Source organism: Bacillus sp. FSL H8-0547, assembly GCA_038002745.1.
In the GTDB taxonomy this organism is placed as follows: Bacteria; Bacillota; Bacilli; order Bacillales; family Bacillaceae; genus Bacillus_P.
On the sequence record JBBODD010000002.1, the window covers coordinates 101,356 to 112,378 of the forward strand.

Genomic DNA, 11,023 nt, shown 5'->3' on the forward strand with positions numbered 1-11,023 from the left:
AAGGGTCATAAGCCACCTTGTTTTACCCTTCAGCTCTGTTGCTTCTCTCTGAAGGGTCATATGCGGCTCTATTTTGACCCTTCAGCTCTGTTGCTTTCCTCTGAAGGGTCATAAGCGACTTTGTTTTAACCCTTCAGCTCTGTTGCTTCTCTCTGAAGGGTCATAAGCGACTTTGTTTTAACCCTTCAGCTCCAGTACTATTCACTAAACGGTCATAACCATCATGTTTGCTAAAATAAGCTTCAAACCCATCTCTACGAAGCACCAAAACAGCTTTTACAAGAACAGAACTTGACTTCCTCCGCTTCAGGCGACATGATTTATGTAAAACATTTGGTTTGGAGGCATGCCCACTTGAAAGCGGTTGGATTGGTTGTGGAGTATAATCCGTTTCATAACGGACACCTTTATCATCTTGAGGCTTCGAAAACGGCTTCTGAGGCAGATGCAGTGATTGCCGTGATGAGCGGCAATTTTCTTCAGCGTGGCGAGCCTGCGCTTGTCTCAAAATGGGCGCGTACAAAAATGGCATTAAAGCAGGGTGCAGATCTTGTGATTGAACTCCCTTATGCCTACGCAACTCAAAAAGCTGAAACCTTTGCTGATGGGGCCATTTCCATTCTTGAAGCGCTCGGATGCAGCAGTGTATGCTTCGGCAGTGAAAACGGGGAGATCTCTCCTTTTCTTGAAACAGCCGAGCTGCTGAACAGCCATCATGCAGAGTATCAGCAGCTGGTTAAACAGTTTATGAAAGAGGGCATGAGCTATCCCAGTGCCCAGACCTCAGCATTTCTTGCCCTTGAAACGGATTCACGCCCGCTTGATCTGTCTCTTCCGAATAATATTCTGGGGTTTCAGTATGTCCGTGCGATTCAAAAGCAGAAAGCATCCATACGTCCTCTTACGATTAAACGGACCGCCGCAGGCTATCATGATGAAGATTTTAACTCTTCTCCGATCGCAAGTGCTACAAGTATAAGAAAAGCGCTTTTTTCAGATGAACAGAAGGATATCAGCCGGTTTGTTCCATCGTCTACAAACGAGCTTCTGCGCGAGTATGAATCAGAGCACGGGGTTCTTCATCACTGGGAAGACTATTTTGACCTGCTGAAGTATACGGTCTGCACGATGAGCATGGAAGAAATGAGACAAATCTATGAAGTTGAGGAAGGCCTTGAAAACAGGGTCAAATCTGTGATGACGCAGGCGGAATCTTTTAAAGATTTTATGGAACAGCTTAAAACGAAACGATATACGTGGACAAGACTTCAGCGGATGTGCCTTCATCTTTTAACACGGACAACGAAAGATCAAATGCAGCAGGCAGGCGGACGCGCCCCCTATTTAAGGCTGCTCGGAATGTCGGACGCAGGCAGGTCCTACTTGAACAGTGTGAAAAAAAACCTGGAGACACCGCTCGTTTCTGTTCTCTCATCATTCAGCCACCCGCTGCTTGATCTTGACATCAAAGCTTCTGCCGTTCATGCGATGATCCTGCCTGAACCGCTGAGGTCCCAGTGTATAAAACGGGAATATTCCACTAGGCCAATTCAGTATGACAGGGAGAAAGGCTGTTTTTTGTAGAACTTAGTGCAGTTGAGGCTTATCTACATAAAAACCACGCAGAAATGCTGCGTGGTTTTTTTTCACGTGCTGACACCCGTTTTATTTCTCGTCCAGCTTTTCCAGATAAGCGATTGCGTCGTTAAAGGTGTCTATAGGAACGATTTTCATTTCCGTGCCTATTTCTTTTGCCGTCTTGACCGCTTCCCTGTAATTTGATGTTTCAATGCCCTCTTGATTTGGTGCCAGGAAGATATCTGCACCCGATTTATCAGCAGCAACAATTTTTTGCGAGATTCCTCCGATTGGCCCCACCGTTCCTTTATCGTCAATCGTTCCGGTTCCTGCAATTTGATAGCCTTTTGTAAAATCCTCTTTTGTCAGCTGATTATAAATTTCAAGCGACATCATCAGTCCTGCCGAAGGCCCGCCAATATTGCTTGTATCAAGCGTAATGTCCGGATCCGTTTCAATTTCCCTGTCTGTTACAAGAGATATGCCTATTCCCACTTTTTTCGGATCGTTCGGGAAGGTATCGGCTACAATCTCTGTTTTTCCTTTTTTCCCATTGCGTTCGTATGTAATTGCGATTGTATCGCCCTTTTTCTTTTTGCCGACATATGCAATAAATTCTTCAGCTGTTTTAAATTCGCTGCCGTCAACTTCAAAAATTCTGTCGCCGTTTTTCAGCTTGCCTTCAGAAGGCATGTCTTTTACCACCTGCATGACGTAAATTCCCCTGAACAGATAATCTACTTTTTTGCCGGCTTTTTCATAAGCCAGAGCAACTGCTGATTCCTGTGATGATTCCATCATATGAAGCTGCCGGTTCAGGTACTCATCATCTGATTCACCTTCCTGGACAACGTCCTCAAGAGGAAGGATTTCGTGATACGGGAACACAGAAGCTATGGCATAAGAGAAGAGGTTGGCTCTCCCAAAACCTACGGTTGTAAGGGAAAAGCTGCCTTCCTCCTCATAGCCCCCCTCCACTTCAATAATCGGCTCAAGCTCCGTAGCCATTCCGGGCTTCGTTATATAAAAAGGAAGCTTTATAAAATTCAGCACCGCTGCCAGAATGATCCCTATAAGGATCGCTCTTACCAGTTTAGTATTCTTCTTCATCCTGCTGAGACCCCTTCCAGCTCTCTATAAGCAATTTTATTTCCTCTACATGCTTTTTTGCTTCGTTTTCACCAATTTCAATGATTTCTTTAATGTTTTTAAATGCTTTGGAACTGTACTGCTCGACATGCGGACGAATCATAATGTCAGAAGCAATTTTCCGGTGATGAACAAGTTCATCCTGCATAATATCAAGGCTTTGCAGAATAACATCAAAGATGGATGTAATTTCTTCTGTCTTTTTCACGCGGGAAACGTCCACAGCAATGACGAGATCAGCCCCCATTTCCTTGACAACCGATACAGGAATGCGATCAATCACTCCGCCGTCGATGAGCAGTTTGCCGTCAATTTTTTCAGGAACAAATATGCCTGGAATCGCAATGCTTGCCCTCACTGCATCTGCCACAGGCCCTTTGGTAAAAATGACTTTTTTTCCTTCGTACAAATCCGTTGCCACGATAGACAGCGGTATTTCGAGATCTTCGATATTCATCCCTCTTGTAAAAACGCGGATAAATTCCTTGACGCGGTTTCCGGCAATGAACCCCATTTTCGGCACAGTAAAGTCAAGATAGTATTTCCGTTTGAACATCACTGCAAGTTTATATAAATGCTCAAATCCGAGCCCCGTTGCATAAAAACTGCCGACAAGCGCGCCCATGCTGCTTCCGGCAATCATATTGACAGGTATTCCTTCATCGTTTAATACTTTCAGTACTCCGAGATGTGCAAACCCCCGCGCTCCCCCGGATCCGAGTGCAAGACCAATTTTAGGTTCTCTTTTCAAAGAGATACCCTCCTCTGATGTCAATTCGTTCATTAGTCAATTCTATGGTCTAAAACGGTCCCCTATTCTCGTATATTGAAGTATCAAAGAGTGTACAACCCTGCAGGTAGTCTGATTTTATTTTATCACTTCCTGCTTTCAAAAGTATAGAAAGAAGCAAGAGGGGGACGCATGTTGAATTCATCTAAAATGAAGACACTCGTGCTTGGATGCTCGCTTTTCATCCTTGCATTTGCCATGATCATAAGCCCAAAGGTTTCCTTTACTGCTTCTAAAACAGGGCTAGAATTATGGTGGGGAGTTGTTTTTCCGTCTCTTCTTCCCTTTTTCATTCTCTCCCAGCTATTGACCGGCTTCGGGGTTGTCGCCTTTATCGGCGTACTTCTTGAACCAGTTATGCGGCCGCTGTTCAGAGTGCCCGGCATTGGCGGGTTTGTCTGGGCGATGGGTTGGGCTTCAGGGTCTCCCGCAGGCGCTAAACTGACTGCAGAGATGAGGAAAAAACAGCAGCTTACTGCAGGAGAAGCCGAGCGGCTCGTTTCCTTTACAAACTCATCAAATCCCCTGTTCATATTCGGTGCTGTAGCGATCGGTTTTTTCAACAATCAGGCACTTGGTCTCCTGCTTGCAGCTGCCCACTACTCCGGAAATCTTGCAGTAGGTCTTACGATGAGGTTTCACGGCAGGGACAGCGAATCTGAAAACCAGGACAAATCAAGAAAGATCCCGTCCATTAAAGAAGCTTTTGAAGAAATGCACAGAACTCGGATGGAAGATCAGCGCCCGATCGGCAAAATGCTTGGCGACGCGGTTCTTTCATCCATCCAGACGCTTTTAATGGTAGGCGGCTTTATTATCTTATTTTCCGTCATAAACAAACTATTATCCCTTTTATCTCTGACAGATGCAGCTGCTGCAGGATTCAGCCTTATTCTCGCTTCTGTTCATTTATCGGCTTCTCTTGGTCTTCCCCTCGTATCAGGTTTATTTGAGATGACTCTTGGCAGTCAGCTTGTGAGCACGGTTGACACAGACTTGCTTCAAAAGGCAATTGCCGTCAGCTTTATGCTTGGCTTCAGCGGATTATCCATCCAGGCACAGGTGGCAAGTATCCTTGCTGATACGGATATCCGTTTTCAGCCGTTTTTTGCTGCAAGGATCCTGCAGGGCGTTTATGCGGCATTTTTTGCATGGCTCTTCTGGAAACCGCTGTATTTGGGAGTTTCAGGTTCAGAGGTGTCCGTCATCCCGGTATTTTTAAGAGAAGATGCGCCGGTTGTGCTTGGTTCCGTCTGGTCCGTGCTTATGGAAACAGGTCCGGTCATTACGCTTTTCTCTCTATCTGTCTATATCATCATCTACGCTAAAAGAATGCTTCAGAGAAATTGAAGGATCTGCAGAACAAAAGCGCAAGCGCCAAGGCCCGCTCCGATAGGCAGATAAGAATCCGGCGGAAAAGTCCGGTTCCCGCCTTTTTTGACGGATTTGTTCTGACAGAGGATTTAGGCGCTTCCGCTTGCCGATGATAACTTTGTTATGTTTTCCACAACCTTTACACTTTCTAATTTCCTTTACAACAAAAAAAGAGGCCTCAATTCATGAGACCTCTTGATTTTATTTATTGAATTTTTGTTTAAGGGCGCGTTCAACCGCTTTTGGAACAAGCTCTGAAATATCTCCCCTGTACTTGGCCACTTCTTTTACAATGCTTGAGCTCAGGAACGAATACTGATTGTTCGTCATCATGAAAAGGGTCTCAACATTCTCATCAAGCACCCTGTTCATGGATGTGATCTGCATCTCATATTCAAAATCCGATACTGCACGGAGCCCTCTTAAGATCGTGCTTGCTTTTTTGCTGTTGGCATATTCAATCAGAAGGCCTTTGAACGACTCCACCGTGACATTCGGCATATCCTTTGTCACTTCCTGCAAAAGCTCGATGCGCTCATCCACATTAAAGAGCGGATTTTTAGAAGAATTATTCAGGACGCACACATAAACATGATCAAAAACTTTTGCTCCCCGTTTAATAATATCCAAGTGTCCGTATGTCACAGGATCAAAGCTTCCCGGACAAACTGCAATGCTCGCCATCTTACTCCCCCGTCCCTTTTTCTGTGTGTGCAAAGATGGATACCCCGCTGATGCCGTATGTTTCTTTCCTCGTCATCACAAAGGATCCGATTGTTTCCGGCAATTCAACATCATGATCATGCTCAGCCACAATGATGCCGCCTGTCTTCACAAGATTAAGCTCGTCTATCAATTCGATAAGCGCTTTCAATTTTTGTTTCTTATACGGCGGATCCAAAAACATGAGCTCACATGACAGCTCTCTTTTCGCCATCGCTTTCAGTGCTCTCTCTGCATCATTCCGGTAAACCTCAGCCTGACTTTGAAAGCGGCAGGCTTCTAAATTTTTATGTATAGTTGCGACTGCTTTTGCTTCTCTGTCTACAAATATGCACGTATCCATTCCCCTGCTCAGCGCCTCGATCCCAAGACCTCCGCTTCCTCCAAACAGGTCAACAGCAAGACCTCCGTCAAAATAAGGCCCGATGATATTAAAAATGGATTCTTTCACTTTATCTGTTGTCGGGCGCGTTGACGTACCCGGTACAGCCTTAAGCGGGCGGCCCTTACAGCTCCCAGAAACTACTCTCATCTTTTTCACCACTGTCATTTTATGTCTTTACTGCATGAAAACAGCCTGTTTTATCGTACCATAGAGAATGGGCAAATGCATTAAAAAAACCCCGCAGGCATCCTGCGGGGTCCTTCTGAACCAAAAAAAGCACGCTTTTTTTGGGCAGAAGGCAAAGGGAGAGGAGAAACCGGAGGAAGAACTTATGGGGAAACGTAAGTCTTCTCCGCGGTTGGCAACAACATCTCGATCGATGTTGTTACTACCATTATCCACTAATCGTCCGCGCACTATACATCTCATCTGCGTTTTTTCTTAAGAAAATAAAAGCTTGACCTACCGGGCACCTCAAAAAAGTGATACATTATGGGAAGAAAGCACGAACAGGAGGAAAAACACACATGATTCAGCGCTTTATTGAACTGGGAGCAGGATTTTCCGATCTTTATGAACTGATTGAAACAACTAAAGCAAATGCGCACCGCGTTTCAAGATTCTTGCTATTGGAGACAACTATTGAAGGACGGAGCATGTCTTCCTTTGCCGTTGTTATGGAACCAACTGATCCGGGCCAATTTCAGGCCATTTATTTATGCCTTGAAGGAATTCCTGCGGGAGAAACGAAGCGCCGCCAATTATTTCAGGAACTCTCCGAATCTCTCGCAAAACCGATGATTGAACTTAATGTGAAATCTTCTGGTGAGTTTGCTGAAAAAGATTTATATTATCAGTATCTGACAGGCATTCTCAGAATGAACAGATACCTTCCTGCCTGGCAATAAACGCAGGACTTATCCCGTAAACAGATAAAAAAAGCGCAGCCGTCAGGACTGCGCTTTCTCTTACAAGCCAAGTTTATAGTCATATTCTTTTGCTTTATCAATCTTCGATTCAAACTCCAGTTTAAGAAAGGGCTTATATGACGGTTCAGCATGCTTGACGAATGAAAAGGAAGAAACCTTTTCGATTGTATGTTCAACTTGCTCCATGTCACAATATAAGACGACATACTTTAATTTTTTTGAAACGTAGTGGATGTTGCCGAATTTGCGGAGCATTTTAATCTGCTTTAACGAATGCATCCATATAATTATGCCTTGACGCTTATCAAACATCGTTCATATTCTCCCTTTTTATATTCTCCACTTGAAGTGTAACAATTTTCTAATTTTTTTACAATACGCAGCTTTCCCGAAAGGAGCTGGCCAATTTGGATCTTGAGCAGACGTTTCAGCTGTTCCTGCAGCTTATGAATGAGGACAAACGCCTTGCGTGCTCGGTTAAAAAAACAGCAGGCATCCCGTTTCTTTATATTGCGTGCAAAGGGAATGCATCAGCAGATGAGCTTGCCTTACTGATTGAGAAGTCGGCACGGACTGCCATGCGCGGCAAAAGGCTGACGGCTGAAACCGTTTTTGTCAGAGAAGATAAAAATCTTTATGTATTCCGCCACCGTTTTTATGTGCCCCAGGAAAAGATGTTTTGCTGCGGTAATTTATGCGATGACTGCATCCGTTTAAAAAACAGACATAAAAAACGAGGCTGAGCCTCGCTTTTATGATGCTTTGCAGCCGCACGACCCGCCGGAGCCACATCCGCCCCCGCAGCTTGAACCGGAATCAAAGAAAGGATTGCCGGTCGGCACTTTAATATTCTGTGACACGGCTGTGCCAAGTTCAACGCTGATCTCATCGAGAAGATTCTGCAGTTCTTTCTCCGCTTTTTTGAAAGCAGCCACTGCATCATGGAGATCGAGCTCCCGTTTAGCATCTCTCATCGCTTTTGTTATTTCTTTATATTGGGGATGGTATTTTCCAAAACGCTGAACATCCTCATATAAATTCTTTATCTCAACAAAACGCGCAATCACTTTCTGTGCTGATTTGTCTTTTCTTAATGTATCTAAAGTGCGGCGGTAATCTTCCGCAATTTCTGATTGTACAACTAATGCACCAAGAAGCTCAGCTTCATCGAGCAATTGAACGCTTTCCATTGTAGCTAGCATAGAAACATCACCTCAATCTACATTCTACCATGTTTGCGCCTCAATGGTAAATGGAGCGGCTCGTCCTGCATCAGATTGTGACGTTCCACGTCTTTTTCAGATGATAACGGGAAGAATCGTTGTGGAGCACTTCTATATAAATCGTATGGGTTCCTTTGTCCAGTCCTTTAATGATAAAAGCAGCTGTATGAATTTCATCTGTTTTTTTTCCGTCTATATACAGATTTAGATAGCCTTCTCCGTTAACCTTTTCCCCGCGCTTATCCGAAAAGGAAAAATTAGGGATGTAGCATTCTATGTATACATTGCTTCCCTTTACATGATGAGTGACATTCAGCTGCCTCGGCTGAACGGCTGTTTCAACCGCTTCATCGCCAAGCATGCTGACTTCCATAGGGATCGTTTCCTCCCCCTCAGGCCGGGGCTTTTCATTAGAACATGCAGATAGAGCCGCAGCCAATATCAACAGCCAAATAAAATGTTTCACAATAACAACGCCTCCTTCTCACGGTAGTTTCACCAGAAAGAAGCCAAATATGTCCGGGTAAAAGAAAATAGAAGAGAAAGTCTTTACCTGACCTCTCTTCTATTAATCCTGCTGCCTCATGGACTGAAGCATGCCGAGCATCATGGAAGCCATGTTTACGGAGTTAGAAAATTGGGCTACTTTGTGCGGGATGGTTTTTTGATAATAATTCATCATCGCAAGCTTCATCGATTCGGTGTCGCCCGGGTTTCTCGACAGCTTTCTGTACCACTGCGGCTGCTCGCGCAGGAACTTTTTTAATTCATTGTCTGCTGCAATCATGTCCTGAATTTCTTTTCTCATTTCACCCGCTCCTGCTTAATCTTTTCTGAACGAAAAAGGATTGTTTTGCGTTTTTGACTGGCCGGATGAAGCACCTTTTGTCAGCCCGAATGTTGAAAACAGATTTTGAATGGAAGAGATTGTGCTGTTCATGTTGTACAGATGCTGATTCATCTGATTTGCGTCCATGTTTTTAACAGCTGTCATCATTCGGGACATAAAATCGGATTTTTTATCCTCTGCACTTTCAGACTCAGCCGCGTCCTCCCTGTATTTTTGCCAGGAAGCATCATTTTCTCCGAGCAGATACCAGTCTTCAAATAATTCCTGCCATTTTTTATCGCCTTTTCTGACTTCTGAAATCAATTTTGGATGTTTTTTTACAAATTCTTTAAATTGTGCAATAGATGGATGTTCTTTTTTCTCAGTCATTATGATCACCTCTGCTTACATTCGCCTGCTTTATTTTATTTTTAAACGGTCAATCGGTTCGCCCAATTTTATAAAAGCAGTGTATTTTCCATCCTTCACTGGAAAATCCTGATTGCGCTCAGTTTGCAGCAGCTGATAAGATAAAAGCAGAACAGAAAGGATGATTGAGACATGGAAAAGGCAGAAATTGCGAAGCTTTTGGCCGAGATTAAGGAGGAGGATCTTCCAGCAGCCGAGCTGTTTCTTTTGGGACTGCAAAAGAAAGCGCAAAAAGAAAACGGTACATACATAGGAGCATTCCTTGCGCCAAGCGGGGAATACCGGGAAAATGAATTTATTTTAAAAATACCGAATACCCCTTTAATTCAAAATTCACTGGAGATTGTGCACGGAGGCATCACCGCTACTCTGCTTGACTCTGCCATGGGTTCTCTTGTCCATCACGTCCTGCCGGGTCATCTTGCAGCCGTAACGTCTGAAATGAAGATTAACTATGTGGCTCCGGGCATCGGCTCAGAGCTCACGTGCACCGCAACTCTTATCCACAGGGGCAGCAAAACGCTTGTGACAGAAGGCAGAGTTGTCCGCGATGACGGAAAATTAATGGCCCATTGTACAGCAAGCTTTTTTATCATCGACAGACCAACTCCATAATAGGCGGGGATCCAATGTTTCCATTTTTTAAAAAGACCTGTTATTTCTGTAAAAAGAAAGTGAAGAATTCAGAGGTTTATCTTGGGGAAAAACAGAAGAAAATCCATGTGTGCAGGCTGTGTAAAGCCTATGCCGAACGAAGAGCATACCGCAAAGCATAAGAAAAGACATCCCTCCCGGATGTCTTTTCTATCCTTATTCAAAAGGCCTGATAAAGTTTTGTGTATAGTAAAGCTCGTTGACACCTACACCAAGCTTCGTAAATTCAGGGTTCAGCAGGGCTTCTCTGTGGCCTTTGCTGTTAAGCCAGCCTTCAACCGCAGCAATGCCGTCAATGTACTGGGCAGCAATATTTTCACCCGCAAGCTGATAAGTGACTCCCCCTTCTTTCAGTCTGTCGCCAAGACTCCCTTCAGTCGGTGATTCATGAGAGAAGTAATTGTTGACGAGCATATCATTGCTGTGACCGAAAGCAACCTCTGAAGTCATTTGATCCCATTCTACAGGCGGTACGCCGTGCCTGTCGCGGATCACGTTTGTCAGATCCAGAATCTGTTTTTCTGCGCCTTCTTCGACCGCCTTCCACTGTTCATCTGTCAGTTCTGCGGGTTCAAGAAGTTCACCTCTGTAAACCACTTCGTACGGCCTCTGCTTGATGAGGGTCTCTTTATCCAGAGCCCGGATGCTTGACAGTTCTCCATCAAATTTATCCAGATAAAGCTGAACAAAAATATCACCAATCTGCACAACAGGCCTCGTGTTCATATCTTCCTCCGACATTTCAAACCGGTAGGAGCTGCCATTCAGATCAATGGAAATGCTTGAAGATATGGAGTTTGTTTTAAAAACATCCCCGGCAGGCTGTCCGAGCTTATAAGGATTCACGTTGACATCAGGTCCAATTGCATAAACGGTGACAACCTTATTTTCCTTTACTCCAACCTGCAGATATTGCCTGTCATTCTGATTATAAATCCACCATTCATAATCGTAGGAAGA

The 11,023-nt window shown here is 44.3% G+C and carries 15 protein-coding genes; 5 read left to right on the forward strand and 10 right to left on the reverse strand.

From position 1 onward, the window contains the following. Nucleotides 1-354 precede the first annotated feature (354 nt). Entirely contained in the window at nucleotides 355-1,584 is a 1,230-nt protein-coding gene (locus MHB63_21215; protein ID MEK3809058.1) for a nucleotidyltransferase, read from the forward strand. Nucleotides 1,585-1,665: 81 nt separating this feature from the next. Here MHB63_21215 and MHB63_21220 read toward each other — a convergent pair whose 3' ends face one another. Together MHB63_21220 and MHB63_21225 are read right to left on the reverse strand one after the other, a co-directional pair. Beyond that, nucleotides 1,666-2,688, reverse strand: a complete 1,023-nt coding sequence (locus tag MHB63_21220) for a SepM family pheromone-processing serine protease (GenBank protein ID MEK3809059.1) — start codon at nucleotides 2,686-2,688, stop codon at nucleotides 1,666-1,668. Beyond that, nucleotides 2,672-3,511 carry a patatin-like phospholipase family protein gene (locus MHB63_21225; GenBank protein ID MEK3809060.1) on the reverse strand — a complete coding sequence of 280 codons (840 nt, stop codon included), beginning with the start codon at nucleotides 3,509-3,511 and terminating at the stop codon, nucleotides 2,672-2,674. Before MHB63_21225 ends, MHB63_21220 begins: the two co-directional genes overlap by 17 nt. Before the next feature lie 156 nt (nucleotides 3,512-3,667). On the opposite strand from MHB63_21225, the gene ylbJ reads away from it, so the two are divergent. Beyond that, entirely contained in the window at nucleotides 3,668-4,867 is a 1,200-nt protein-coding gene (gene ylbJ / locus MHB63_21230) for a sporulation integral membrane protein YlbJ (GenBank protein ID MEK3809061.1), read from the forward strand. A 225-nt stretch (nucleotides 4,868-5,092) separates the two neighbouring features. Here ylbJ and coaD read toward each other — a convergent pair whose 3' ends face one another. Both coaD and rsmD read right to left on the reverse strand, forming a co-directional pair. After that, a complete protein-coding gene (coaD, locus tag MHB63_21235) occupies nucleotides 5,093-5,575 on the reverse strand; it encodes a pantetheine-phosphate adenylyltransferase (protein ID MEK3809062.1) in 483 nt (160 codons plus the stop codon). 1 nt (nucleotide 5,576) lies between these two features. Beyond that, nucleotides 5,577-6,146 (reverse strand): 16S rRNA (guanine(966)-N(2))-methyltransferase RsmD, encoded by a 570-nt coding sequence (gene rsmD, locus MHB63_21240; GenBank protein MEK3809063.1) that lies wholly within the window; start codon nucleotides 6,144-6,146, stop codon nucleotides 5,577-5,579. Between the two features lie 380 nt (nucleotides 6,147-6,526). Here rsmD and MHB63_21245 point away from each other — a divergent pair, with 380 nt between their 5' ends. Continuing rightward, a complete protein-coding gene (locus tag MHB63_21245; protein MEK3809064.1) occupies nucleotides 6,527-6,907 on the forward strand; it encodes a methylthioribose kinase in 381 nt (126 codons plus the stop codon). A gap of 60 nt (nucleotides 6,908-6,967) precedes the next feature. Here the strand turns inward: MHB63_21245 and MHB63_21250 are convergent, their stop codons facing one another. Then, entirely contained in the window at nucleotides 6,968-7,240 is a 273-nt protein-coding gene (locus MHB63_21250) for a YlbG family protein (protein MEK3809065.1), read from the reverse strand. Nucleotides 7,241-7,335: 95 nt separating this feature from the next. Here MHB63_21250 and MHB63_21255 point away from each other — a divergent pair, with 95 nt between their 5' ends. Beyond that, nucleotides 7,336-7,671 (forward strand): hypothetical protein, encoded by a 336-nt coding sequence (locus MHB63_21255; GenBank protein ID MEK3809066.1) that lies wholly within the window; start codon nucleotides 7,336-7,338, stop codon nucleotides 7,669-7,671. A gap of 9 nt (nucleotides 7,672-7,680) precedes the next feature. On the opposite strand, the gene MHB63_21260 is transcribed toward MHB63_21255, so the two are convergent. From MHB63_21260 to MHB63_21275, 4 genes are all read right to left on the reverse strand, one after another. After that, entirely contained in the window at nucleotides 7,681-8,130 is a 450-nt protein-coding gene (locus tag MHB63_21260) for a YlbF family regulator (protein ID MEK3809067.1), read from the reverse strand. A 70-nt stretch (nucleotides 8,131-8,200) separates the two neighbouring features. Beyond that, nucleotides 8,201-8,617, reverse strand: a complete 417-nt coding sequence (locus MHB63_21265; GenBank protein ID MEK3809068.1) for a hypothetical protein — start codon at nucleotides 8,615-8,617, stop codon at nucleotides 8,201-8,203. 102 nt (nucleotides 8,618-8,719) lie between these two features. Beyond that, the gene (locus tag MHB63_21270) at nucleotides 8,720-8,959 is read right to left on the reverse strand and encodes a YlbE-like family protein (protein ID MEK3809069.1); all 240 of its coding nucleotides are present in this window, start codon (nucleotides 8,957-8,959) and stop codon (nucleotides 8,720-8,722) included. A gap of 15 nt (nucleotides 8,960-8,974) precedes the next feature. After that, on the reverse strand, nucleotides 8,975-9,370 hold the full coding sequence (locus MHB63_21275) for a YlbD family protein (GenBank protein MEK3809070.1): 396 nt from the start codon (nucleotides 9,368-9,370) through the stop codon (nucleotides 8,975-8,977). A 171-nt stretch (nucleotides 9,371-9,541) separates the two neighbouring features. Here MHB63_21275 and MHB63_21280 point away from each other — a divergent pair, with 171 nt between their 5' ends. After that, complete coding sequence (locus MHB63_21280; protein ID MEK3809071.1) at nucleotides 9,542-10,024, forward strand: PaaI family thioesterase; 483 nt, start codon at nucleotides 9,542-9,544, stop codon at nucleotides 10,022-10,024. Nucleotides 10,025-10,219: 195 nt separating this feature from the next. On the opposite strand, the gene MHB63_21285 is transcribed toward MHB63_21280, so the two are convergent. After that, nucleotides 10,220-11,023 (reverse strand): CAP domain-containing protein (locus MHB63_21285; protein MEK3809072.1); only part of this gene is annotated, 804 nt, incomplete at its 5' end.

What these genes read in the sequence shown, in the direction of transcription:
- MHB63_21220 (MEK3809059.1), bottom strand. Translation starts at nt 2,688, where the DNA reads ATGAAGAAGAATACTAAACTGGTAAGAGCGATCCTTATAGGGATCATT.
- MHB63_21225 (MEK3809060.1), bottom strand. Translation starts at nt 3,511, where the DNA reads ATGAACGAATTGACATCAGAGGAGGGTATCTCTTTGAAAAGAGAACCT.
- ylbJ (MEK3809061.1), top strand. Translation starts at nt 3,668, where the DNA reads ATGAAGACACTCGTGCTTGGATGCTCGCTTTTCATCCTTGCATTTGCC.
- coaD (MEK3809062.1), bottom strand. Translation starts at nt 5,575, where the DNA reads ATGGCGAGCATTGCAGTTTGTCCGGGAAGCTTTGATCCTGTGACATAC.
- rsmD (MEK3809063.1), bottom strand. Translation starts at nt 6,146, where the DNA reads ATGAGAGTAGTTTCTGGGAGCTGTAAGGGCCGCCCGCTTAAGGCTGTA.
- MHB63_21245 (MEK3809064.1), top strand. Translation starts at nt 6,527, where the DNA reads ATGATTCAGCGCTTTATTGAACTGGGAGCAGGATTTTCCGATCTTTAT.
- MHB63_21250 (MEK3809065.1), bottom strand. Translation starts at nt 7,240, where the DNA reads ATGTTTGATAAGCGTCAAGGCATAATTATATGGATGCATTCGTTAAAG.
- MHB63_21260 (MEK3809067.1), bottom strand. Translation starts at nt 8,130, where the DNA reads ATGCTAGCTACAATGGAAAGCGTTCAATTGCTCGATGAAGCTGAGCTT.
- MHB63_21270 (MEK3809069.1), bottom strand. Translation starts at nt 8,959, where the DNA reads ATGAGAAAAGAAATTCAGGACATGATTGCAGCAGACAATGAATTAAAA.
- MHB63_21275 (MEK3809070.1), bottom strand. Translation starts at nt 9,370, where the DNA reads ATGACTGAGAAAAAAGAACATCCATCTATTGCACAATTTAAAGAATTT.
- MHB63_21280 (MEK3809071.1), top strand. Translation starts at nt 9,542, where the DNA reads ATGGAAAAGGCAGAAATTGCGAAGCTTTTGGCCGAGATTAAGGAGGAG.